The 25,157-nt window shown below is 71.1% G+C and carries 15 protein-coding genes and 1 pseudogene; 6 read left to right on the top strand and 10 right to left on the bottom strand.

What is annotated here, in order from left to right:
• Positions 1-123 precede the first annotated feature (123 nt).
• The 4 genes from ACFXHB_RS38105 to ACFXHB_RS38120 all read right to left on the bottom strand — a co-directional run bounded on the left by ACFXHB_RS38105 (position 124) and on the right by ACFXHB_RS38120 (position 5,856).
• A complete protein-coding gene (locus ACFXHB_RS38105) occupies positions 124-2,664 on the bottom strand; it encodes an RICIN domain-containing protein (protein WP_380580546.1) in 2,541 nt (846 codons plus the stop codon).
• Between the two features lie 66 nt (positions 2,665-2,730).
• Complete coding sequence (locus ACFXHB_RS38110) at positions 2,731-3,627, bottom strand: carbohydrate ABC transporter permease (protein ID WP_380580548.1); 897 nt, start codon at positions 3,625-3,627, stop codon at positions 2,731-2,733.
• Positions 3,628-3,631: 4 nt separating this feature from the next.
• Positions 3,632-4,531: a carbohydrate ABC transporter permease gene (locus ACFXHB_RS38115; protein WP_380580550.1), complete on the bottom strand. Its 900-nt coding sequence runs from the start codon at positions 4,529-4,531 to the stop codon at positions 3,632-3,634.
• On the bottom strand, positions 4,528-5,856 hold the full coding sequence (locus ACFXHB_RS38120; RefSeq protein WP_380580552.1) for an ABC transporter substrate-binding protein: 1,329 nt from the start codon (positions 5,854-5,856) through the stop codon (positions 4,528-4,530). Before ACFXHB_RS38120 ends, ACFXHB_RS38115 begins: the two co-directional genes overlap by 4 nt.
• Before the next feature lie 465 nt (positions 5,857-6,321).
• Here ACFXHB_RS38120 and ACFXHB_RS38125 point away from each other — a divergent pair, with 465 nt between their 5' ends.
• From ACFXHB_RS38125 to ACFXHB_RS38135, 3 genes are all read left to right on the top strand, one after another.
• Complete coding sequence (locus ACFXHB_RS38125) at positions 6,322-7,380, top strand: LacI family DNA-binding transcriptional regulator (protein WP_380580554.1); 1,059 nt, start codon at positions 6,322-6,324, stop codon at positions 7,378-7,380.
• Between the two features lie 566 nt (positions 7,381-7,946).
• On the top strand, positions 7,947-8,996 hold the full coding sequence (locus ACFXHB_RS38130; protein WP_380580556.1) for a zinc-binding dehydrogenase: 1,050 nt from the start codon (positions 7,947-7,949) through the stop codon (positions 8,994-8,996).
• A gap of 65 nt (positions 8,997-9,061) precedes the next feature.
• Positions 9,062-10,045 (top strand): aldo/keto reductase, encoded by a 984-nt coding sequence (locus ACFXHB_RS38135; RefSeq protein WP_380580573.1) that lies wholly within the window; start codon positions 9,062-9,064, stop codon positions 10,043-10,045.
• Positions 10,046-10,111: 66 nt separating this feature from the next.
• On the opposite strand, the gene ACFXHB_RS38140 is transcribed toward ACFXHB_RS38135, so the two are convergent.
• From ACFXHB_RS38140 to ACFXHB_RS38150, 3 genes are all read right to left on the bottom strand, one after another.
• Positions 10,112-10,795 carry a FadR/GntR family transcriptional regulator gene (locus ACFXHB_RS38140; RefSeq protein WP_380580558.1) on the bottom strand — a complete coding sequence of 228 codons (684 nt, stop codon included), beginning with the start codon at positions 10,793-10,795 and terminating at the stop codon, positions 10,112-10,114.
• Between the two features lie 299 nt (positions 10,796-11,094).
• Positions 11,095-12,555, bottom strand: a complete 1,461-nt coding sequence (locus tag ACFXHB_RS38145) for a peptidoglycan-binding protein (protein WP_380580560.1) — start codon at positions 12,553-12,555, stop codon at positions 11,095-11,097.
• Between the two features lie 450 nt (positions 12,556-13,005).
• On the bottom strand, positions 13,006-14,595 hold the full coding sequence (locus tag ACFXHB_RS38150) for a discoidin domain-containing protein (protein ID WP_380580562.1): 1,590 nt from the start codon (positions 14,593-14,595) through the stop codon (positions 13,006-13,008).
• 1,443 nt (positions 14,596-16,038) lie between these two features.
• On the opposite strand from ACFXHB_RS38150, the gene ACFXHB_RS38155 reads away from it, so the two are divergent.
• Both ACFXHB_RS38155 and ACFXHB_RS38160 read left to right on the top strand, forming a co-directional pair.
• Positions 16,039-17,670 carry a hypothetical protein gene (locus ACFXHB_RS38155; RefSeq protein ID WP_380580564.1) on the top strand — a complete coding sequence of 544 codons (1,632 nt, stop codon included), beginning with the start codon at positions 16,039-16,041 and terminating at the stop codon, positions 17,668-17,670.
• 668 nt (positions 17,671-18,338) lie between these two features.
• Positions 18,339-18,476 carry a response regulator transcription factor gene (locus ACFXHB_RS38160; RefSeq protein ID WP_380580575.1) on the top strand — a complete coding sequence of 46 codons (138 nt, stop codon included), beginning with the start codon at positions 18,339-18,341 and terminating at the stop codon, positions 18,474-18,476.
• Between the two features lie 208 nt (positions 18,477-18,684).
• On the opposite strand, the gene ACFXHB_RS38165 is transcribed toward ACFXHB_RS38160, so the two are convergent.
• A complete protein-coding gene (locus tag ACFXHB_RS38165) occupies positions 18,685-20,910 on the bottom strand; it encodes an alpha-L-fucosidase (RefSeq protein ID WP_380580566.1) in 2,226 nt (741 codons plus the stop codon).
• Between the two features lie 730 nt (positions 20,911-21,640).
• On the opposite strand from ACFXHB_RS38165, the gene ACFXHB_RS38170 reads away from it, so the two are divergent.
• Positions 21,641-22,708, top strand: coding sequence for a site-specific integrase (locus ACFXHB_RS38170; protein WP_380580568.1), 1,068 nt, complete (start codon positions 21,641-21,643; stop codon positions 22,706-22,708).
• Here the strand turns inward: ACFXHB_RS38170 and ACFXHB_RS38175 are convergent.
• Positions 22,709-23,536 (bottom strand): annotated as a pseudogene (locus ACFXHB_RS38175) (transposase); the annotation flags it as partial.
• A 106-nt stretch (positions 23,537-23,642) separates the two neighbouring features.
• Positions 23,643-25,157: reverse transcriptase domain-containing protein (locus ACFXHB_RS38180; RefSeq protein WP_380580570.1), on the bottom strand; the 1,515-nt coding region annotated here is incomplete at its 5' end.

Here is a 25,157-nt window from a genome sequence, read left to right on the forward strand (position 1 = left end):
TGGGTCTGCTAGGGGGCGGGGGGGGGCGGGGTGTGCGGGTGCGGTTCGGCCCCCCCCCGGGGGGTGTTGTCCGGGGGGGGGCCCCCGCCCCCCCCCCCCCCACCACACTGGAGGGGACGTCGGTCACCCGGTGGACACGTTGGCCAGCGTCCACCGCTGGTTGGCCTGGGTCCCGCAGGGCCACAGGATCAGCCGGGCGCCGTCGGCGATCGAACCGCCCTCCACGTCCAGGCACTTGCCGCTCGGCCGGGAGGCCAGACTCCGGAGCCCGGAACCGGTGTCGGCCACCGTCCAGCTCTGGGCCGGGTCAGTGCCGCAGGGCACCGCCTGGATGGGCGTCTGGTCCGCGCCGGAGCCTCCCGCCGGGGCCAGGCACTGGCCGGACCGGCGGTCGACCAGCCGCACGTCTCCGCCGCCGACCGGCGTCACGGTGAACTGCTGACCGGCCAGGACGCCCAGCGTCTGCTGGAGGGCGGGCCGGGCGGGGCTGCCGGCGTCCGGGAGCCCGACGACCTTCCCGCTCTTGGCGCTGACGAGCACCGCGGGCTTGCCGACCGCCGCGCCGCACCCGGCGAGGGTGCACCCGGGGACCCAGGCGGCCTGCCCCACCTCGTACGCGCCCTGGTCGGGGGCCGCGCCCGTGTGGCCGTCGGTGACCCCGGGCACCGGCACACCCGCGTCGACGGCCGGCGAGGAGGGCGCGAGGGTGAAGTCGCCGTTGGCGGCGGCGCGGTACAGCGGGTCGGGCAGGCCGCCGTCCTTGCTCCGGGTGGTGATCAGGTTGTTGGTCTGGTTGGGGGTGCCGCCCGGGATGTGCTCGTACGGCCTCCCGTCGGGGTGCTTTCCGTCGAGGATGTTGTTCCGCAGGACGGTGTTGGCCACGTGGGCCGGGTTGGCGTAGTACTGGAAGATCGTGGACGCCCCGGCGGACACGATGGTGTTGGCGGTGAAGGTGCCCGTCAGGTACGGCAGGTCCTTGCCCGAGTCGACGAAACCGCCGAAGGAGACACCCGTGCCGCCGCGCAGGTTCCACATGACGTTGTGGTCGACGTTCAGGTCGTAGCTGCCGTTGTCGAAGTGGAGCCCGTTGCCGATCTGGGCCGGGTCGTGGATCCAGTTGTGGTCGACCCTGGTGCCGGTGTAGGCCGTGTTGCAGCAGGTGTACACGGCGCCCAGGTCATAGTTGATCTTCGCGTAGTCGGTCATCTCGTTGTACGCGATGCGGATGTTGCGGTACCCGTCGTTGGGGTAGGCGTTGGTGTTCATGTTGATCACGTCCCGCCCCGTGCTCCGCATGGTGTTGTGCGAGATCGTGACGTCCCGGCTGCCCACCTCCAGCGCCACCGCCGCGGTGTAGGTGCCCCCGTAGGCCACGTCCCGGATCAGGTTGTTCGTCACGACGTGACCGCTGCCCTTGACCGAGATGCCGTTGCCCATCGAGAAGCGCAGCACGCTGTTGCGGATCGTGTTCCCGGTGCCGTGCAGCAGGATGCCGCTGTCGGAGTGGTGGTTGGCGTCGTAGATCCCGGCGTAGGGCAGGGTGCTGTCGAACTGGGTGGTCTGCCAGGTGGAGGTGTACTCGGCGGTGATGCCGTCGAGGACGTTCTGGGTGCTCCCGTCGTCGGTCGTCACCGAGGTGGCGTGCAGCCCGATGCCCTGGACGGTGATGTGGCTGCGCCCGTTCAGGTCGAAGCCGTAGTTGCGGCGCTTGGCCGTCACGCCCTCGGGCACGGTGCCGCCGGGGGCCCACAGGTAGAGCTGCTGCCCGGCCGGGTCGTAGTACCAGGCGTTCGGGCCCCGCAGCAGGGACTTCTTGCCGACCAGGCGGAACTTCGAGGAGTTGCCCCCCGGCTCGACGTGCATGTCGCTCGCCGGGAAGCTCAGGTTGAGCACCTTGTTGGTACCGTCCAGCGTGCCGCTCGTGACGGTCGCCGAGTTCGCCACCCAGGATCCCGCCAGGTAGACCGTCGCCCCGGTCATGTCGCCCAGCGCCGCGAACTGGTCGTAGGTCAGCGTGCCCGTCAGGGTGGTGGTGCAGGGTGGCACGGAACAGGTCTCGGGGGATCCGGAACGGGTGGTCCGCAGCCCCTGGGTGATGAAGGACTCCTGCCACGGGTCGCTGGCGGCCGCCGGGTACGCGGCCTCGGGTACCAGGGCCCCGCCCGCGAAGACCTGGTTGGCCCAGAGGTCCGCGTTGGACGGGTACTTGGTGGAACCGTACGGGGCGGCCGGGGTGCCGGCGAGCTTCACCGGCGCCTTGTAGATCTGCCCGGTGTCGCGGACCCAGCCGGTGACCGGATCGGTCCCGTCCACGGTCACCCGGGCCCCGGGGGCCGCCGCGAACGTGACGGGCGCGCCCGGCCTGCCGGAGGCCTTCGGGGTGACCGTCTCGCGGTACGTCCCCGCCTGGATCAGGCAGGTGTCACCGGCCACCGCGAGGTCGGCGCACCGCTGGATGGTCCGGAACGGCGCCGCCGCGGTGCCGGGCGCGGTGTCGTCGCCCGTCGTCCGGACGTGGTAGACGGTGGGTGTCGCGGCGGCGGCCTGGGTCGGTGCCAGACCGGCCGCCGCGACCAGCAGCGTGATCAGGGCGGACGCCGCCCGGGCGACCGGGCGCGGACGCCGCGTCGCGGTCCTGCGCAGGGCTGTTGACGGGGATTTCATCGTGAACTCCTCACGGCTCAGGGGTGGGGGTGGTGAGGGGGTGGGGGTAGGTGGGGTGGGGGGCGCTCAGCCCTTCTCGGACCCGGCCAACTGCGCCGAGGTGAGGTGGCGTTGGGCGAGGAGGAACATGAGCAGGATGGGCAGCACGGACAGGACGCCCGCCAGCGCCGCCTCGGGCAGCCCGATGTCGACGTTGGAGAAGTTGGGGTTTCCCGAGACGATGTTCTCCATCGGCAGGACGCTCAGGCCCAGCGGCAGGGGGTAGTCCTCGGTGTCGCCGAGCATCAGGTAGGGCAGCATGAAGTTCGTCCAGGCCGAGACGAAGCCGAAGAAGGCGATCAGCGCGACCAGCGGTCGAGCCAGCGGCAGCGCGATGGCGAGGAAGATCCTCACCTCGGAGGCGCCGTCCACCCGGGCCGCCTCCAGCAGCGAGTCCGGCAGACTGCTGGAGAAGAAGGTGTAGGCCAGGTACACCCCCCACGGGTAGAACGCCAGGGGCAGGATCACCGACAGCGCCGTCCCGGTGAGGTCGACCGCGGCGAGCTCCACGTACAGCGGCAGGACGGTGGCGGTGGTCGGCACGATCATGGCGATCAGGGTCGAGATCAGCAGTGCCTTGCGGCCCACGAACAGGAACTTCGCCATCCCGTACCCGGCCGTGACGCAGAGCACCAGGCTCAGCGCCACGCCGGCCGACGAGTACAGCAGCGAGTTGCCGATCCAGCGCAGGATGATGCCGTCGTTGAAGGCGAACAGGTTGTCCCAGGCCCGCCCGACGTTCGCCGGCGAGCCGACCGCGAAGGGGAATCCGCCGCGGATGGACTCCTCGGTCTTGGTCGGGGCCAGGACGATCCAGACGATCGGCGCGAGGAAGAGCACCGCGGCCGCGAGCAGGAGCGCGTCGCGGGTCCAGGCGCCGGCCCGTTCGCGCGCCCGGCGCCGCCTCGGGGGTATCAGGGTCATGGAACTACCTCCGGGCGTCGGTCTCGTAGAACTTGGTGCGGTAGATGACCAGCAGCGCCGCGCCCAGACCGACGACCAGCAGCAGGACGGACAGCACGGACGCCCGGCCGAAGGAGAGTTCACCGCTGGCGTAGACGTAGGCGAGCTGGTTGGGCGACCAGGTGGCGCTGATGACGCCCTTGGACACCAGCGCCAGCATCTGCGGCTCGACGAACAGCTGGGTGCCCCCGGCGAAGCTGGTGATGAGGATGAACGCGAGGTACTTGCGGACGATCGGCAGCTTGATGTGGACGGCCTGCTGCCAGCCGTTGGCGCCGTCCATCCTGGCCGCCTCGATCACCTCGTCCGGGATGGACTGCAGCGCCCCGTAGAGGATCACGATCCAGCCGCCGGCGCCCGCCTCGACGGCGACCACCGACAGGATCACCGGGAGCCACGGCCCTCCCAGCAGCTCCGCGCTGGAGTCGAAGCCCAGCGCCCGGAGCAGCGGCGCCGCCGGGCTGTACTGCGGGCTGATCATGAAGATCCACATCATCGCCGCCGCCGACCCCGTCACCGCGCCCGGCAGGTAGTAGGCCAGGCGCATCACCCCCGCGAAGCGCCCCTTGCGGGCGTGCAGCAGGAGACTGAGCGAGACGATCGTCAGCAGCAGCAGCGGGAGCCAGATCGCGAGGTAGAGCGCGATGTGCTCGACGGCCGGCCCGAGCCGGTAGTCGGACGCGACCCTGGTCCAGTTGTCGGTGCCCGTGCGTTCCCCGCCGTAGGGGTCGGAGACCACGAAGGTGGTCCACAGGCCGTATCCCACCGGGACGAGGCCGAAGGCGAGGAGGAACAGCAGGTACGGCGCGACGAACAGCGGCCCCACCCACCGGCCCCGGCGCCCGGCCCGGACGGTGCGACTCACCGGGAGACCTTGTAACCGGCGTTCTCGGCGGCCTGCACCAGCTGCTTCTGCCACACCGTCAGCGCGCCCGACAGATCGCCCTTCTTGGCCGCCGTGGCCACGAAGGTCTGCGCGTAGGAGTCGGCGAACTGCCCCTCGAAGCGGATGTAGTCGTAGTTCTCGGCGATCTTGCCGACCGCGTCGAGCATCGCCGGGCAGGGGTCGGCGGCGTAGAAGGCGTCGGCCGCGCGGGCCGCGCACCACGTGCGCGCCGCCGGCGTGTAGGCGGGCAGGGCGGACGCGGCCACGATGCCGTCCGCGGCGTCACTGGTGGTCAGCCAGGTGGCGATCTCGGCGGCGCCCTTGAGGTTGCGGCTGTGCCGGGACACCACCCAGAGCCCGCCGCCCATGGCGCCCGTGGTCACCGCGCCGTCGCCGGTCCAGGCCGGGACGGAGTGCGCGGCCAGCTGCCCGCCGGGGGTCTTGTAGGCACCCTTGAAGCCGTACTCGCCGAACCAGCCGGCCGCCGGGTACATCAGGATCGCGTTCTTCTTGCCGACCTCCTCGGTGAACGTCGGGTCCCAGGGGCTGGTGGCGGTCACCGTCCCGTTCTCGACCAGGGGCTGGAGGAGTTCCGCGACCCGGGTGCACCGCCGGTCGGTGAGGTCGATCTTGATGTCGGTGGGCCCCGTGGTCTCACGGTCGGGGCATCCCGATCCCCCGAAGAACGCGCCGTAGCCGGAGACGTCGTTGATGCCGCCGATCAGGTAGCCCGGGTGCTCCTTGCCCAGCCTGATGCCGAGCTCCTGGTACTCGGCCCAGGTCTTGGGCACGCTGTAGCCGAACTGCTTCATCAGCGTCTCGTTGGTCCAGAGCACCACGGGCGCGGCGTCGTTGGCGAGGCAGAAGAGCTTTCCCTCGTAGGTGCAGCCTTCCAACGTCCCCTTGGCGAACTGCTGACGGGTCTGCTCCGGCACGAGGTCGTCGAGCGGCTGGGCGAAGCGCAGCGGGGCGGCCGCCAGCGCCGAGACGTCCGACGGGGAGCCCAGGAACACGACGTCGGGCCACCCCTTGCCGGCCCGGTCGGCGAGGGCGATCTTCTGCGCGACCTCACCGGGCTTGTAGCTGGTGAGCACCACCTTGACCCGCGCCTGCGGGTGGGCTCTGACGTACGCCTCCACGGCCGGCTGGCGGGTGTCGTCCGTCCAGACGGTCAGGGTGGCGTCCGCGTTGTCGGTGCCACCGCCACCGCCACCGCTGGAACACCCTGCGAGGGCGACCAGCGCTGTCACGGCGGCGAGCACACGGGCACGTCGTGCCTTCTGATGCGGACGGTTCGCGAACATGGGACTGTTCCTCTCTGAGCTGCCCGGCCCACCTCCCGCGGCGACAGCTCCCTGTGATCGGGGCTGGTCGTCCGTGATGCCGGGAGAATGCGCCAGGGGGGGCACCGGGGCACGGCGGGCCACCCCGGGGGTGGCCACCAAAGGCCGAAAATGCGACGGTGGGCCGAGTGTTACCGGGAACATTTTCACTGTCAACACTTTGCGCAGAACCCGCGGACCACCGCGCCGCACTGACAACCCTCGTGCCGTCCAAGGCCCTTCGGGGCAGCACCCGCGCACGTACGGCCGCCGTCCGGGGCCGGTCACCGTGGCACCGGCCGCCCGGACGGAGAGCGGCCCGCCCCACCGGACGGCCACAGGCAACCCGGCCGCTGCCCCGGTAGGGTTGACGTGGTCATTGGTACCGGTAACATCCTGGCCCATGCCGGCAGGGTCGCTCCGGCACGCACGGATGAGGAGTACGCCATGGGGGAGACCGAACCGACCGACACCGACCAGCACGGTGGCGCCGCCGTGATGCGCGACGTCGCCCGGATGGCGGGAGTGTCGAAGCAGACCGTCTCACGCGTGCTCAACGGCAGTCCGGCCGTGCGCCCGGAAACCAGGACCCGCGTGCTCGCCGCCGTGGCCGAGCTGGGCTACCTCCCGAACCAGGCCGCTCGCGCGCTCACCACCGGCGAGTCCCGCACCATCGGCGTGATCGCCTACGACGTGGCCGACTTCGGCCCCGCGAACGTGGTCCAGGGCATCGCCCTCGCCGCGCAGGAGACCGGATACATGGTGAGCGTCGCGCCGATGCGCTCCCTGGGGGCCCTGCCGGTCCGGGAAGCGGCGAACCGGCTGCTGGAACGCTCCGTCGACGGCCTGATCACCATCGCCCCGCACCGCGACATCGCGGAAGCACTGCTCGACCTCCCCCGCAAGGTGCCGGTGGTCGCCGTCGACGCGTCGCTCGATCCGCGCGTGCCGGTCATCGCGGCGGAGCAGCTCGAAGGCTCACGGCGCGCGACCGAGCAGTTGCTGCACCTCGGGCACCGGACCGTCCACCACCTCGCCGGCCCGCGCGGCTGGATCGCCTCCGGACTGCGACGCGACGGGTGGCTCGCGGCCCTGGTCGCGGCGGGCGCGCCGGTCCCCGAACCGCTGGTCGGCGACTGGACGGCGGCGTCCGGCTACGAGCTGGGCCGGGTCCTGGCCACCGACCCGGAGGTCACCGCGGTGCACGCGGCGAACGACCAGATGGCCGTCGGCCTGCTGCGCGCCCTCTACGAGTCCGGCCGCCGGGTGCCGGAGCACGTGAGCGTGATCGGCTTCGACGACGTCCCCGAGGCCGCCTACACCATTCCCCCGCTGTCCACCGTGCGGGTCAACTTCGCCGACATCGGACGGCGGTGCATCAGCGTCCTGGTCGAGCAGCTCCGCGGCGGCGCGACGGGGCGACCGCTGCGCCCCTGGCTCCTCCCCACCGAACTGGTGGTCCGGGCCAGCACGGGGCGGCCCCCCGCCGCCCAGGACGGCCCGTAGCGGGCGAACGGCCCGGCCTCTGCCCGGGCCGTTCGGCGCGGTTCCGCGCCTCCGCGATTGATGGGATGTCTATCGGATCGGCCGGTCCGATCAACAGAAGGGAGGCCGGAGCACCTCCCATATCCCCAGGTCAAGCACGGACTCTAGACACGAGTCGAGAACCTCGTCTATACATACATCCCATTACTTGATGAAGATGGCGGGATCGTCACCACGCGTGCGCCGCCGCCGGTCGTCCAGCGGATCAGTGCGAGGAAGACTCCATGCGACCCAGGTCCACACCCGGCTCCGGCGCGTTGCCGCCCTCGCGGCCCCGGCGCCGGTCCCTGCCCGCGGAGCGCCGTCGACCCGATCGACGGCCGGGACCGCACCGAGGCGTTCGACACCCGCGTGAGGGCCGAGCCCTCGGGAGCCAGGGTTCTCCGCCGGGGCCACCCGCCCGGACGGCACCGGTGCGGCGCGGACGCCCCACGGCGAGCTGACGTCCGGCCCGGGACGCCGAGGCCGTCTCGACGCACGTCGGCGGACCACCGGTCTCCCCCCAGCGAAAGGAAGTCCGACACCCCATGAACACCTCTCTCGCCGTCCGGTACGTCGGTGCGCGAACCCTCGCCACCGGGTACTGGCGCCCGTCGCCGCCCGGCCCCGGCGAGGTCGAGGTCGCTCCGGCCTACGTCGGCATCTGCGGCACCGACCTGCACATCCTCCACGGCGACATGGACGCCAGGCTCACCACCCCGACCGTCCCCGGCCACGAGATGTCGGGCCTGGTCCTGAGCGTGGGACCGGACGTCGAGGGCTGGCGGCCGGGCGACGCGGTCACCGTGATGCCGCTGCGCTGGGACGGCACCTGCCCGGCCTGCCTCGCCGGGAACCACCACGTCTGCCACCACCTCGACTTCCTCGGCATCGACTCCCCCGGGGCCATGCAGCAGCGCTGGAACGTCCCCGCGGCCGCGCTCGTCCGCCTGCCCGACGACCTCCCCCTGGACCGCGCCGCGCTCGTCGAACCCACCGCCGTGGCCGTCCACGACGTGGCACGCGCCGGCGTACGGAAGGACGAGCGCGTCGTGGTGGTCGGGGGCGGACCGGTCGGCACGCTCATCGCCCTGGTCGCGCGGTTCAACGGCGCCGACGTCCGGCTCCTCGAACCGGGCGACCATCGACGCCGGATCGCCGGTGACCTCGGACTGACCGCCTGGGACCCCGGCACCGACGACATCCCCCGTCTCATGGACCAATGGACCGGCGAGGCGGGCGCCGACGTCGCCTTCGAGGTGTCCGGCGCGGCCGCCGGGGTCGACAGCGCCGTCGCCGCCCTCGGCGTCCGGGGCCGGCTGTGCCTGGTCGCCATCCACGCCCGGCCCCGCGAGGTCGACCTGCACCGCTTCTTCTGGCGCGAACTCACGCTGATCGGAGCGCGGTTGTACACCCGCGACGACTTCGAGAAGGCCGTGGCGCTGATCGCCGACGGCACCGTCCCGGCCTACCGGCTGATCAGCGCGGTGGTGCCGCTCGCCGAGGCGTCCGCCGCCTTCGAGGCGCTGGAGAACGGCGCCTCCGTGATGAAGGTCCTCCTCGACTGCGACACCGAGTCCCGGGGAGAGTCCGCGTGACCACGCCCACCGCCTCCGACCCGTCCGGAGGCCTGCCCGATGGACCGCACACCCAGGAGGAGACCATGCGGCACCGGACGATCCTCGGCACGTCGGTCGCGCTGACCGAGCTCGGCTTCGGCGCCTCCGTCATCGGCAACCTCGGCCGGCCCACACCGGACAGCGAGGCCCAGGCGGCCGTCGACACCGCGTGGGCGGCCGGCATCCGCTACTTCGACACCGCGCCGCACTACGGCCTCGGGCTGTCCGAGCGCCGGCTGGGCACCGCGCTCGCCCGCCGGCCCCGGGACACCTACGTCGTCTCCTCCAAGGTCGGCCGGCTGCTCGTCCCCAACCCACGGCCCCAGGGGCGTGACCCCGAGGGCTTCGCCGTCCCGGACGACCACGTCAGGCGCTGGGACTTCAGCCGCGACGGTGTCCTGCGCTCCATCGAGGACACCCTCACCCGCACCGGGCTGGACCGCCTCGACATCGTCTACGTGCACGACCCGGACGAGCACTGGCAGCAGGCCGCCGCCGAGGCGATTCCCGCCCTCGCCGAGCTGCGCGACCAGGGCGTGGTCGGCGCGATCGGCGCCGGAATGAACCAGTCGACCATGCTCGCCCGCTTCCTGCGCGAGACCGCCGCCGACGTCGTGATGCTGGCCGGCCGCTACACCCTGCTCGACCAGGGCGCGCTGGACGACGTACTGCCCACCGCGATCGAACTGGGCAAGTCCGTGGTCGCCGTGGGCGTGTTCAACTCGGGCCTGCTCTCGCGCGAACGCCCCACGACGAACCTCACCTACGACTACCAACCGGCCGCGCCCGAACTGCTCGCCCGGGCCGAGGCGATCGCGGACGTCTGCGAAGCGTTCGGCACCACGCTGCCCGCCGCCGCCGTCGCGTTCCCGCTCCACCACCCCGCCGTCGTCAACGTCACCCTGGGCATGCGCACCCCCGGACAGGTCGTCCGCAACACCACGCTGCACGACCGGCCGGTCCCCGACGGGCTGTGGGAGGAACTGCGGGCCCGACGCCTGATCAGGCTCGACGCCCCGACGGGGTAACGGCCGCTCCCGCGAGGGACGTCGGCGTCGTCCGGGCCCCGCCGACACGGCGGGGCCCGGACCCGCTCAGTCCGCCAGCATGTGCTCGCGCAGCCACCGTTCGGTGGTGGTGACGTGCATCAGCGCGGCGGCCTGCGCCAGTGCGGCGTCCCTGCCGCACAGGGCGTCGAAGATCGCCTCGTGTTCCCGCACCGTACGGTCGGCGACGTTGTCGTCGACCATGCCCCGCCAGATCCGGGCCCGCAGGGTACGGCTGGAGATCCCGTCCAGCAGCGTCGCCAGGGTCCGGTTGCCCGTCGCCGCGATCACCTCCCGGTGGAACGCCGCGTCATGGGCGTTGAGCCGCTCGGGATCGTCGCGCGACTCGCGCATGGCGTCCAGGTGCCGCTCCACCGCGCTCAACTGCTCCGCCGAGATCCGCGCGGCCGCCACCCCGGTGGCCGTGGGCTCGAACAGTCTTCGCACTTCGATGAGTTCGAGCAGGGTGTCACTCTGCAGCAGTTCCACCGCGCTACTGAGTCCCTCCAGCAGCAGCGCGGGCTCCAGCGTGGTGACGTAGGTGCCGTCACCGCGCCGGATCTCCAACACCCTGGACACGGCCAGGGCCTTGACCGCCTCCCGCATGAGGTTGCGCGACAGCCCCAGCTCGGCGGCGAGCTGCTGCTCGGGCGGGAGCTTGGACCCCGGCTGCAGCTCCCCGGACTGGATGAGCTCCCGAATACGGGCGATCGCCATGTCGGTCAAGGACATCGACGCACACTCCAGAGGCAGGGATTCGACGGTCGGCCACCCGGGACACTACCCACCGGCGACGATCCAGCCAGGATATCAGAGAGGTCCAATCAATCAGAGGATAGGAGTATCAGAGCAGGCCGGGCTGGAGAGCAAATGCCCGATGCACCTGGCGATTTGCCGAATCCCCCACAGCGAAATCGGTCCGCCTTCACCATCGAGTGCGGCATTCATCCCATCCCTTCACCACGGTCCGCCACCGACCGACCTCGCGGAGGAACAGTGGCCGCCCCGTCCGTCACCGTCGACGGCCCGGTCTACGAGCTCCCGCAGACGTCACGGTCCCCGGCTCCTTCGAGGGCCCGACGGCTCTGCGGTCCGTACTCCGTACGGTCCCGCTCCTCTCCGCGGATACCCTCCGCGCGTTGGAAGTTCTTCAGGAACCCCGCGGTCGCGTCGTCGAAGCCGCCATTCGCGTAGGGCACGTTCAACGGTACGCAGTTCACCCGGATCAGCAGGTCCTGCATCCTCACCACCTCCGGCCCCTCATCACCGCGGTGCAGTGGGCGGACCGCCGGCGTGGGGACACTCGTGGGGGTGCTCGTGGGAGTGGCGGCGCGGGATGTCACGGACGGCGTGGGAACGGGAAGCCCACGGGACGGTGTGGGGGGCGGCACGGCGGGCGGTTCCGTGGCGCGGGACGACTCGCTCACCGTCGGCGTCGGCGTCGGGAGCGGGGGCGGTGCGGTGACGGTCGGTGACTCGGCCGCGGGTGAAGGGCTCGGAAGCGGTGTCTCCGGGGCGGTCGGCGTGCCCGGGGCGGGTGGATCCGCGACCTGGTCCTCCCCCGGCCCCCACGACAGCCCGGACACCAGCACCACCACCACCGCGCCGGCCACCGTCACCACGCCCCAGCGCCGTAGCCGCGGGGGAAGGCCTCCCACCGCCCTGCGCCGCCGCGACACCCGGCCGGGCGGCTCGGCCGGCTCCGGATCGGCGCTCCCGGCGGGCGGCGGCACGGCCGGAGTCGGCGGACCGGCCCGGTCGGGCCCGGCCGCCGTGGACTCCGGGTCGAACTGGATGAGCAGCCGCCGCCGCAGGAACCCGACGTCCCAGCAGTACACGGCCTCCAGGTCCGCCAGGACCCTGCCGCACCGGGCACACCTGGCGAGGTGCCGGGTCAGGTCGCCGGCCGCCGGCGCGTCGTTGCCGGCGCTCGCCGACAACGGGACGGCCAGATGGCGACAGCGCCGCTCCGGGACGGTCGCCACGAACAGGCGCACGTACGCGTCGCCGAGCGCCTGTCGGTCCAGGACGGAGGGGGTGTCCGACCCCGGGAGCGGGACGAGGCCCCGCCACAGCTGCGCCACCTGCGCGTCGGCGAGTGTCGCCAGCGACCGCAGCAGCGGGCTCTCCTCCTCGGCCGCGGCCAGGGCGGCCCGGTGGCCGCCGTGCGTTCCGGCCAGTTCGTCCAGCCAGGCCAGGAAGCCGGGCGAAAGGGCGTCGCGTTCTCCCCTCTCCGCGGCTCTGGCGGCGAGGTAGCGGGCCTCCCCGAGGAGCGAGACGATCCAGGACGGGCCGGGTGTCGCGCCCCGGCCGTAGGAGTCGACGGTTCTGGTCAGGGCCGCAGCCGAGAGGTCCCGAGCGTCGTCCGGGGTGGCACTCAGTCCCAGCACGCAGGCCAGGATCACGTCGCCGTAGCGACGCGTCAGTTCATCAACGGCGCTCTGTCCCAGGCTCTCCGACGGCAGTAGCGCCTGGAGCTGAGCATCGGTCAATGCTCCGACCGTGGGTGGCATGCAGATCCTGTCCGGCTGTCCCCGTGCGGATGGCCTCGCATCGCGGTGGGGCGTCGCCCAGTTCGATCGATGTCGGGTGAAAGCCGGCTGACCTGCCCCGGTCCACGGGATGTCCCCCGCACGCGAAGGACCTCCCCCGGAAGGCCGTCCTCGGCTCTCCGGGGGAGGAGTGGTGGGTGGGGCTCTCTGTCCCGCTCTGTTACCGGACCGTTACTGGGAACTCCCCGGAAGGTGCCGGAGCGGGCGGGGCGGCCCGCTCCGGCGGGTGCTCCGCGGACACCGGGGGGAGTACGTCCGCGGAGCGGGGCGACGGCACCGGGCCGGCAGGGGCTGGGGGGACAGTCCTGCCGAGGTGTCCCGGGCCTGATCGCCGTCAGGGGGTGCGGAGCGAGCCCGCGGCCCGCTCCGCGGCGGAGTCCCGCCCCGGCGTCAGCCGGTGGGGACGTTGACCTGGACCTCGGCCAGGGTCAGGTAGTTGGTACCGGCGAGCTGGATCCGGACGAACCGTCCGTCGGCGCCCACGGGGACGGTCAGCTTCCTCGGTGTGCTGCCCGAGGCATAGATCGTCCTGACCGTGGGGTCGGCCTTGATCGAGTCGAGGCTGCGCCCGGTCAGATCGGTGGGCGACACCATGACGTACAGGTCGGCGAGACGGTTGGGGCCCCCGTCCGTCCGGTTGAACACCTCGACGGACCGGATCGAACGCTGCGCGCCGAGGTCGGTCTGCCACCAGGGCTGCGGCTCCGAGGTGGTGGCGCTGAGGCTCGTCGTGGTGGAGACGCTCAGGTTGCCGTCCACCGCCAGGCCCGCCGTGTGGGGGCCGACCGCCGTCGTATTGGTGGAGGACTGCGTGGCGGGCCGGTTCAGCGCCGCGTTGACGGTGGCCTTCACCGGCGCGCCGTACTGCTTGTCGGCGAAGACGGTCCTCCACTGCTGGTCGGCGAACCACTTGTGCACGTCGGCGGTGTAGTGCTTCGTGTCGGTGAAGATCCCGAAGTTCTTCTCCGCGGCGGGCACGTTCCACGAGGTGCTTTCGATCTGCTGCTCCGTGCTGTTCCGGAGGGTGTAGAGGTAGGCACCCGGCGTCGAGGTGATCTGGTCCGCGGAGTACGTCAGCGTGGTGGCGTCCTTCGCGTCGAGCAGCTTGTAGGGGGCGGCGGCGGCGATGTTCACCAGCGCGTCCTTGGCGTGCAGCGTCGAGGTCTTGTTGTAGCCGACCGAGCGCGGACGGTAGAGGAAGAACGGGGCACCGGTGTCGCCGGTGATCGCTCGCAGCGGGTTGAAGACCTTGAGGAACGCACTCTGGACGTTGCCGACGTTCACCGTCGTCCCGTTCGACGCCTCGGCCTCCCACTGGTTCCAGTGGATGCCGATGACGCGCGGTTGCTTGCCGGCGTCCTGCAGGGCCCGCAGGCCGTTGGTGATCGTGTTCATCGCCAGCGGGAACAGGCTTTCGACGTCACTCGGGTCGCGCTCCGGCCACCACAGGGCCTTGCCCCAGATCGTGTCGTTCTGCTGGATGCCTTGGCTGCCCCAGGCGATGTGGATCACGTTGAGGTCGGGCAGCTTCGTGCCCTTGTCGATGGCGCGCTGCCAGCGCAGCGCGGTCGCCGTCGCGACGTTGTAGTTGGGGACCCCCGCCGTTCCGTGCTCCTCACCGAGGTTGTTGCCCTTGCAGGAGTACGGCGACCACTTGGCGCTCGTCGCTCCGACCACCCGGTTGTTCGTCTGGTTCAACCCTTGGACGTTCGTGAAGGACTTGCACTGCTGGAGATCGGCGGGGTCCTGGACAGACGCGCCCCACCCCTCCGCGTTGCTCTGGCCGAGGACGATCAGCACCGGCGCGTCGTTCGCGCCGTACGGGGCCTGGGCGGGTTCCGCCGCCACCGCCAGCGCGGGGAACACGGCGGCGGAACCCGCCAGCAGGGCGAGCGCGGCCACCAGCGAGGTGACCGGACGGGTGACGGGGGTGGGGGCGGTGCGTCCGGAGGGCGTCCGGAGGGCGGGTCTTCTGAACATGGGTGGATGCTCCTTACAGCGTGTCCTACGGGGTGGGACGTTCGGGCCGTTGTGTGGGGCGCAAGAGGGATGAGGGTGAGTGGCGCCTGCCGGCCTGGGGATCCGGTGGAGCCGTTACCGCCGACGGCGCGGAGAAGTCAGCGGGATTGCGGGACGGCGGACCCGGACGGCGAGGACGTGAGCGCGGCTGGTTTCACGTGCCGACGGCCGGGTACGCTTGGCGAGGGGCTGCTGCGTCGCCCGCCGGCAAAGCCGGCCGGGCCATGAGGAACCGGGCTTCTCGATGACCGTCCGCCACGGCCCCGCGGATACCGGGGACACGATCGAGGCGTCGGCCGATCGGGGGCACACCCTGACGCGGAGGTTCTCAACGAGGCGGGTGGGGCCCGGTGGTGGTGACCGGGCGTCAGTGGAGAACCCGGCCCGTGAACAAGACCGGTCGACACCCGGGATAGCATCGCCGAAGCACTCGGTGTCCGAGGTGCCGAAGCGCGATGAGGCACATGACACCCTCGGATCGGCACCACCGTCAAGGGGGGAACGACCGAGACCTCCTTGTGACCTCAGCCGATCCGCGCCCCCGCCGAGCGGGCCGGGGTCCGAATGCCCGCTCGCCCGTTCGGCGCACCGCTCGGCGCAGAATCCGACCGTTCGCCGCACACTCCGGTGCGATGGCTACCGGTGCACGCCCCCAGGAGTTGGGATTCGCCGCAGGAAAGAACTCGCCGGTGGGAAGGTCCCGACGACGATTCGGCCGCACCCGGCGAACAGGCCGCCGCCGCACCGCTGACGCGCACCGACAGAGCAGGTACCGGAGGATGAAGCCCCCGGTCCCCGGGAAGGCGAAGCCGCGGGTGGAGCTGCGCGGCCGGCGGAAGTCACCTGACGCCCCTCGCGCTCGACTTCGGCGCCGCCGCACTGCTCGGCGCCCTCACTCACCGGACTCGGCGTCCACTGACCGGGCCCAACGCTCCACCCAGAACCAACCACCGGACGCGACCCCGCAAACCGCCCCACCGCCCCACCGCCCCACCGCCCCGAACGGTGCCCGAATCGCCGGGGCGGGCGAAGCACTTCCCCTGCACTGGGAGGTTGGTGGGTCTGTCGAGCGAACTGGCTCTGTCTCGTCTCCTCCTTCAAAGAACCTCCTGTCGTAGCCATCAAACGGAGCGAGAATGACGGATCGTCAGCCTTCGGTTCGTGCGTGGATGTCCGCTGCCGGCGACCTCGCCGGTACGGTGATCGGCCGCGACCCGACCGGTGCCCGCACCGCTACGATCTCCGGCCACCGCGGACCGGCGGGTTCGGCCGCTCGTTCTGGCCGGGTGACGGTGGATGTCGGGGTCATGGGCACGACGAGCCTGATGGGAGCCGGTTGTGGACGACCTCGGTGACGGCTGGGCCTTCAGGGGCGTGCGGGGGTGCTCCTTCGTGGGGCGTGCCGTGGAGCTCAGGGAGCTGCTGGGAGCGGTGGCGCCGGCGGTGCTCGTGGTGGAGGACGTGTACTGGGCCGACGAGGCGACCCGGGAGCTGCTGCTCCTGCTGGCGCGGAACATGCCGCGGGACGTCGCGCTGGTGCTGACCTACCGGGCGGAGGACCTGCCGGGTGGCCGTCCGGTGCCGGGAGTGCCGTTCCGGCGTCCGCCGGCCACCGGCGGGGCCGAGATCGTGCTGGGCCCGCTGGGTGAGGCGGAGCTGCGGGAGATGGCTCGGGACGTGCTCGGCGGTGAACCGGCCACTGTTCTGGTGCGGACCCTGTTGGATCGCAGCGGTGGTCTGCCGCTGGTGATCGAGGAGGACCTGTTCGCCCTCGCCCGTTCACCGGGCGCGGCGGACACGGCCGCGCTGCGGGTGCCCCGCAGCCTGGGGGAGTTGCTGGCCGAACGCAGGGCGCGGCTGGGCCCGGACGCGGCGGCGCTGGTGAACGCCGTGGCCGTGCTGGCGGTCCCGGCCACGCAGTCACTGCTCGCCGCGACCGCCTGCCTGGACGACACCCGCGGCGACAACGCCTTGACGGAGGCACTCGGCGCGGTGGTGCTGCGCCAGTTGGGTCCGGACACCTATGGATTCGCCCATGCCCTCGCGCGGGAGGCGGTCTACGACGGCATTCCGGGGCCGGTGCGCAACCGCACCCACCGACGCGTCCTGGAGGTACTGCTGGCGCAGGACCCGCCGCCGCTGGTGCAGATCGCCCACCACGCCCGCGCCATGGGCGACCTGGCCGCGTGGCTGCCCCGGGCCCAGGCCGCCGCCGACCAGGCCACGGCGGTCGGCGGCCACGGCACCGCCGCCGCCCTGCTGGGCGCGATCATCGACCAGCCGGGTCTCACCCCCGAACAGCTCACCCGTGCCGCCTGGGCCCTGGGCTCCGCGGCCTCGGCCGGCACCGCGGCCGCCACCGCGATCAGGATCCTGCGCCGGGTCCTGCGGGTGACGGGGCTGCCCGATGCGGTGCGTGGCGGGATCAGGGCGAGCCTCGGGGTACTGCTGAACTACGAGGCCGGGGACCTGTCGGGCGAGGAGGAGTTGCTGACCGCCCGGTCGGAGGTCGGCGACAGCGATCCGGTCATGGCCGCCAGGCTGCTCGCCCTGCTGGGAGTGTCGGAAACAGACCGGTTCTCGCTCGCCGAGCAACGGGACATGGTCGAGCGCGGCTACGCCCTGCTGGCCGGGAACGAGGACCACCATGCCCGGTCGCTGCTCGATGTCGCCCGTTTCCTGCAGCGGTGTGCGGTGGCCGATCCCGCCGTCCCGGAGCTGCTGGCGGCGCTGCCCCGCGAGGGTGACGACGTCCAGGTGCTCCAACGCACGGCGATGATCGCCTGCGGCGGTGCCGGCCGCTCGCTCGCTGTCGGTCACGACGGGCGCGCCGCGGCCGGCATCGCCGAGACGCGGGCCATGGCACCGCACGCCCGGCTGCCCGTGCTGGAGATCTACCTGGACGCCTTCCAGGTGGAGCTCGACTGGCAGGCCGGTCGCTGGGACCACGCCCAGCGGGGCCTGACGGCCTTCCGGGAGCGCTACCCGGACAGCTCGTTCGGGTCAGGGGGGATCCTGGCCACCCTGCGGGTCTGACCGCCACCGCCCGCGGCCTCACCGCACAGGCCGGCGCCGAGTTCGGGCGAGTCCTGGACCGTGGCGGCCTGCACCTGAACGCGCTCGGCGCCGCCGCCGGCGCCGCCCGCCTCCACCTCGCCCGCAACGACCCCCAGGCTGCCTGGCGTACCCTGACCGACCCCCTCGACTTCCTCTCCTTCCTCGACCGCAAGGAGGCCTGGACCTGCGCGTGGGACCTCGTCCCCACCGCCGTCGAGACCCTCCTCGCCCTCGACCGGGAGGCCGAGGCCGCGGCCCTGGCCGCACGCCACGCCACCGGGACCGAGGGCCGGGACGCACCCGGCGCCGCCGCCGAACACCACCACTGCCAGGGCCTGCTCCTGAGAACCGGCGACCCCGACGCCGCGACGACGGCCTTCGACCTCGCGGCGGCGCTGTGGACCGACATCGGCCGCCCCTACCGGGCCGCCCTCGCCGCCGAACGCGCCGCCGCGACCCGCACCGACCTCGACGAGGCCGCCGCCCGCCTGGCCGCACCGATCGCCACCCTCGAACGCCTCGGCGCGGCCTCCGACGCCGCCCGCTGCCACCGCCTGCTGCGCGGACTCGGCCTGAAGACCGTCAACCCGCGTGGCCGGACCGGCTACGGCGACCGGCTCTCCCCGCGCGAGGAACAGATCCGCGACCTGCTCGCCTCCGGCGCCACCAACAAGGAGATCGCCAACGCTCTGTTCCTCTCCGTCCGGACCGTCGAGAACCACGCCTCCCACGTCCTGGCCAAACTCGGGACCACCCGCGCCGACCTCACCAACGAACGGGCCTGAACCGATCGTTGTCCTGAGCAGCGCCCCCGCGGCGTCCTGTCCGTGCACTCATCGCGGCCCGCCAGGTCCGCGCGGCCGCCGGGTGGCGCACGCCGAGTTCGGAGGCAGGTGGCGTGGGAGTCGAGGGCGGCGGCGGGCCTGGGTGGTGCTCCACGGGTCCGGGGTGGGATCCGGCCTCAGGAGGTGGTGGTCCGTGGCCGCGGGTGGTTCACGCGACGGCGCGCAGGGTCCAGTGGGAGGCCGGATCGGTGCCGGGAACCGCGAGCTTCAGTGGGGCGCCGTCGGTGCGCGCGCCCGCTCCGGAGAGGAGGAGGCCGCTGCCGTGGTTGGCGATGGTGCAGGCGCCCGCGCCGGCGTCGGTGATCGTCCACTGCTGGCCGTCGCCGCCGTCCCAGCCCCGCTGACGTACGGTTCCGGCGGCCGCGGTACCGGTGGCGTCGATGACCAGGCCGTTGGTGCGGTTGACGAGCCGGTAGCGGCCGGTGCCGAGCTCGATGGCGTGCCACTGCAGGTTGGTGCTGGAGCCCGCGGTCCATTGCTTGACCACGGATCCGGCGGGGACGTCGCCGCCGCCGTCGATGACCAGGCCGGTCGCGGCGTTGGCGATCCGCAGCCACGGCTCGGGCGCGAGGGTGACCCGCAGCGAGCGGATCCTGTCGTTGGCGCCGGCGGTGCGCAGGTCGGCGGTGTCGGTCGTGAAGGTCCAGGGGGTGCCGGTGAAGTGGTCGCCGGGGTAGCCGACGACGCGGTACGCGGTGGGGATGTGGAGGGAGGAGATGCTCGCGGGGCCCAGCCCGGCTGTCCGGAGCCGGGCGGCGGTGTGGTCGCCGAGTGGGAGTGTCGCGCGGGGGCCGTGGAAGTCGATGTCGCGGAAGGCCGTGATCCGGGTGGGTGGAGTGAGGGGTGGGATGGCGGCGGTGAAGGTGAGTCGCAGGGTGTAGGCCTCGGCGGCGAACGGGGCGGCCGCGGGCAGCGGGACGCGCAGGCCGTCGGCGTCCTGGGCCCATCCGGAGATCTCGACCGACTCGCCCGCGCCCGGGCCGAGCAGCCGTACGCCGGTCAGAGTGGTGAGGTCGACGCGCTTGCGGGAACAGGTGGTGACGGTCAGTCCGTCGGAGGGCCAGCCGAGGGCGGTGGCGAAGAGGACGGTGCCTGCCTTGTTCCGGGTGAAGCGGATGTCCTTGGCGGTCCCGGCGACCGGTTCGGTGAAGGCGCCGCCGCCCATCGCGGTCGGGCCCTCCCCGTAGGCGGTCCACGGACGGGTGTCGTAGACGGCCTCGCCGAAGCGGGTGAGGTGGTCGCCGATACCGAGCAGGATGTCGCGCTGCTCCTGGGGAATGGTGCCGTCGGCCGTCGGGGCGATGTTGAGGAGCATGTTGCCGCCCTTGCTGACCCGGTCGAGCAGGGCGTGGATCATCTGCGGGGTGGAGTAGTAGCCGATGCCGGTGGTGTGGCACCAGCTGGAGCTGCTGACGGAGTCGTCCGTCAGCCAGTACGGCTCGCGCAGGTCGCCCGGTCCGCCGCGTTCGAAGTCGTAGACCTCGCCGGGGCTCGGGTACTGCTCCTTGTGGGTGGAGACCACCTCCTTGCCCCAGGTCTCGGCCTGGTTGTAGTAGTAGGCGTGGAACTCCAAGCGCTTCCGCTCGTCGACCTCGTCGAGGTTGAAGTCCTGCCAGAGGATGTCGGGGCGGGCGCGGTCGACGACCTCCTTGAGCTTGTCGTACCAGAGCTGGTTGGCGGCGGTCCGGTCGAGTTGGCCGTAGAGCTTCTTCAGACCGGGGTCACTCTGGGTGGGGGTGTACTGGTAGTAGCCGGTGAAGTTGTAGGCGTGGTGCATGGCGACCAGGAGCTTCATGTCCTGGCCGCGGATCGCGTCAGTGAACAGGCGCAGCAGGTCGAGCTTGGGGCCGCGGGCGGCGGAGTTCCATTCGTTGACCCGGCTGTCCCACATCGAGTAGCCGTCGTGGTGCTCGGCGACGGGTCCGGCGAAGCGGGCGCCGGCGGCCTTGAACAGCCGCGCCCATTCCTCGGGGTCGAACCGGCCGCCCCGGGAGACGAGCCTCGGCGCGAACTGGTGGAAGGTACCGGCCTTGTCCCGACCGCCGTCGATGAAGGTGTGGTAGGGCCAGGCGGCCGGGGTTCCGAAGGTCGCGTGGTGGTGCTGGTTCGGGCCGGAGCCCGGCTGGTACATGTTTCGCGGGTACCACTCGTTGTCGTACGCGGGGACGCTGAAGGCTCCCCAGTGGAAGTATACGCCGAACTTGGCGTCCTTGAACCATTCGGGGGCCGGGGTGTGGCGGTTGACCGAGGGCCAGGTCGGCTCGTACGGCCCGCTGCCGGCAGCCCGGGCGGCGGGGACGGGCAGAAGGCCGGAGCCACTCGCGGCGGCGACGGCGCCGGCCGCGGTCAGGAACGCGCGACGGGACAGGGGCACGGGGACTCCTCCTGGGAGCGGTAGAAGGCGGGGTGGTGAGAATCCGGCGGCCGCGGAAGAGGGACAGGACGGGACCGGGCGCCCGCAAGCAGCGACGCTCGAACCACCAGCAGCGACACATGGGATGATTGTTGGAGTGAACCTGTCACCTTGTCCAGATGGCTGACACAACTTCTTCCGACCCGCACGGAGGAACTGCCTTCGCCGGCAGCAGGGGAGAGTGCGCGCACTTCACAGTCATGGGATGTATCGACCAGGTTGGCGGACGTGCCTCGGTGGTCCTGTCGGCACTGGAGGCCCGACGCGCAGACGGGCCTCCGGTGCCGCACCGGGCCGGGTCCCGCTGTTTCGATCGCCGCCATGGAATTGACGGTTCGCCAGGAACACGGGCACTGGCCGCCTTCGCTGGTCGAGGTGGCCCTGGAAGGCGGTCACTGGTCGTGGGGCGCGCCTCCCCCGAAGAGGTGCCGGCCGAGGTGTTCGACGGTGACGGCGATCGCGGCGAGCACGTGCCGCAGGTGTGCCTTGGCCGCCTGCGGTAGCGGCAGCGGCGCATGCCGTGGCCGTGGCCGTGGGTGAACTCGTACTCGGTGGTCTCGATACCGCCTGGCTATCACGCGCTCGACGTTTCCGCCCAGCTCAGAAGCATGATCCACCATCCGGGGTCAGCAAAGGGTCAGCAAGACTCCGGGGGTCAGCCATCATGGCAAGCACAGGTCTCGTCCGCGGCATGGGCAGCTTCTTCAAGGAGTGCGAGCACCCGAGCTCCCGCTGGAGCAAGTGCCCGCACGAGTACAGGATCCGGTACCGCAACGCGTCGGGCTGGCAGACCGAGGAATCCGGCTTCACCACCCAGGAGCTGGCGAAGAGCCGCCTCGCCGAGGTCTACCACGCGCGCAAGAACTCCCCGATGAGCGTGCACAAGGCGGAGCGCATCAAGAAGTACGGCAGCATGCAGTTCTCGGCCTACACCACCGAATGGCTCAAGGGCCAACGGCACCAGAGCCCGACCACGCTGCGGAACACCGAATCCACGCTCAAGAACCACCTGCTTCCCGCCTTCGCGAGCCGTCGCATGGGAACCTTCGACCACAAGGTCGTGGAAGCCTTCATCTCGGAGATGGAGCGCAACGGAGTCGGGCCTGCCGCCCAAACCAACGCGTTCATCCGTCTGAAGACGATCCTCTCGGACGCGCACCGGCTCGGGATCTACGAGGACAGCCCGCTGAAGGGAGTCCAGGCTCCTCAGTACGACCCCGCACGAGCGGTGATCCCTTCCGTCCCGCAACTGCAGAGCATCCGAACCGCCGGCGACGACGCCTTCCGCCTGGTCGCGGAGCTCATGAGCGGTTGCGGCCTGCTGAACGGCGAAGCCCTGGCCGTCAACATCAACATCAACATCATCGTCGCCGACGACGTCTACCGGATCACCGAGCAGGTCAACCAGACCACCAAGACCTACGCGCCCCTCAAGCACCGCAAGGCCGGCGACTACCGCGACGTCCCCCTCGCCGCCCGGGTCAGACACTCCATCGAAACGTACTCCGACACCTACGGCACCGGTGCCGTTGTCCTCCGGGAACGGGCCGTGGCTGGTGTTCCCGCTCACCGCGACCGTCCCGCCGATATGGTTCGAGACCAGCTCGACGCCGCCCCGGTTGTTGGCCAGCGACACACTGCCGCTGATCTGGTTCGGCGCGCAGCCGTCGTCACCCGGATCGCCGATCAGTGTGAAGCCGGTGGGGGTCTATCAGGATTTCGGCTCTGTCTCGTAATCGGTGGTAGCGCTCTGTGGTGATCACTGGAGGAGGATGCGGTGTCGGAGCAGGGGGAATCCGGCTCGGCCGTGCATCTGCCTCATGATCCGTTTGGTTCGAGTGTTGACTCCCTCGGTGCGGCCGTTGTGGAACGGGAGGGTGAGTCCGGCGTCGACGGCGGCCCGGTCGAGTTCCAGACCGTTCGTGAAGGAGTGCGGGTGGGGCAGGTCGACGGAGCGAACTGACGTGATCCACTCGGTGAGCTTGGCGTCGTTGCCCTCTGTCGGCGCCAGCAGGTGCGCGAACTCTCCGGTCAGGCGGGCGAGTTCGGCCATCTCGGGACAGGTCTCGGTGAGTTCCTCCAGTAGTGCGGCGTCCTTGTCTCGCAGGTTCTCGGGGCGGGTGAGAAGGAGGCGGGCGAAGCGCCGCGGGGTGGTGACGGGTTTGTCGCCCTCGGCGCGGCCCTGGGCGAGGTAGCGGACCAGCAGGTTCGCGCTGCCTGTGTAGCCCTGCTCCTTGATCTCGCGCAGGAGGTGGGTGACGGGCACCGCGGGGTCCTCGGCCCGACGTTGACGAAGGTGGTTGCGGTAGGGATCGACCAGGGTGGGCTTGAAGCGGGGTGCCCGGCGGTCGCCGGTGGGCTCCTTCATGCGGGCGTACCGCTTGACGGTGTTCAGGGCGACATCGAGGCGGCGGGCGCATTCGAGCAGCCCGACGCCCTGGCCGAGCAGGTCGTGGACCTTGTGCCGGCGCTCGCGGGTGGTCTGCTCGCGTACGCCCCCGGGTCGGGTGGGGTTCACCGCGGTCGCCCAGCAGACGGCGTGGGAGCGAACCTCGGCCAGGACCTTGCCGCACAGGTTGCGCCACAGGGTACTGGTGGGCCGTCGGCGAGGTGCCTGCTGAGCAGGTCCTTTTCCCACGGCCCCCAGCCCGAACCGGGCTTGCGACTTGTCACCGCACCCGGCTCTCCAGTGACTACTCCGTGAGTGCTGGGACAGATTTCCTTCCGTGGATGTCCGCGTGGCAACGTCCGCAGACCACAAGGGTTTTGCGGTGCCGTGCGGCCATGAGATCTGCCCACGGTGGCCGGTCCGGTCCTGGCTTTCCGAGGTCGGTGAGCTTGGCGACGTGGTGGACTTCCATCTCGTCGACGTGCCCGCATGCCTCGCATCGCCCGGCGAGGAGCCGGGTGACCAGCTCCTTGCGTTTGGTGTTGACCGGGGCCAGCCGACGGTCATTGATGACCGTCTTCTTGTCCCGTCGCAGCGGGATCCCGCCGAACCGTCCGACCAGTGGCTTCCTGCCGATGCGCTCGACGCGGGCCTCGAAGCACTTGCGCGGCCCGTGCGGCGTCTCGATGGTGGTCGCGTACTTGCGGGCCATCTTCGACACCGACGAGCGGTGCTTGTTCGCCAGCGTCATCAACATCGAGGTCTCCATGACCCATTGCAGCCGGGCGAGTCGGAAGACGTCGCCGGCCATCAGGTAGTACTGGACGATGCCGCGGTACTCCGACCCGTAGGTGCTGAGGATGACGTGATCGTCCTGGTTCAGCAGTTCGGGCCGACGCGCGGGTTTGCCGCGCTCCATGTACTGGACTTGCTTGGCAGATACCACCGAACGAGGGACGCGCAATCTGATGACCCCATTGACGGAACGCCGTCCGCCGGTGATCTTGCGGTCGTTGTGATGCACGGTGATGTCGTAGCCGAGGAACCACGCGGCCTGGGTGCGGCCATGAGTGATGAGCGTCTTTTCCGGCGACAATTCCAACCCGAGTTCATCACGTAGGAATTGTGCCAGACGCTCCTTGATTTCCTCGGCCTCTGCCTTCGGTCCGGCGAACCCGAGCAAGGTGTCGTCGGCATAACGCACATACCGCAGCCGCCGGTAGCCGGGATCATGAGAATCCATGCTGGGCATGCTGCGGAGTTGCTTGCGCAGTTCCCGCACTGTGGTGCGGTCACCACGCTTGCGAGCCCGTGCCATAGCCGCCCACACCCGATGAAAGGCGCGGTTCGACTGCCTGACTCCTCCCCGGGTGTATTCCGGGATCAGAACCTTCTCGACGTACTCGTCCATCTTGTGCAGGTAGATGTTGGACAGGATCGGTGAAACGACCCCGCCTTGCGGACTTCCGCTGTGCGTGGCGTTCCAGACCCAGTCCTCCATGTATCCGGCCTTGAGCATGTTACGCACCAGCCGTAGGAACCGGTTGTCGCGGATCCTCTCGCCCAGGATTCGGAGCATGACCGAATGGTCAAGCCGGTCGAAGCACTGGGCGATGTCGCCCTCGACAAACCAGGCCGTACCCGTCCAGGTATGAACCACATCACTCAACGCGGTGTGGCAGCCCCGGCGGGGACGGAAACCGTGGGAGGAGTCGGAGAACGTGGGCTCGTAGTACGCCTCAAGAAGCAGACGGACCACTTCGCCGACGAGCTTGTCGCTCCAGGGCGGCAGGCCGAGCGGACGCAGCTTCGTGCTGCC

Source organism: Kitasatospora sp. NPDC059327 (assembly GCF_042752535.1).
GTDB lineage: Bacteria > Actinomycetota > Actinomycetes > Streptomycetales > Streptomycetaceae > Kitasatospora.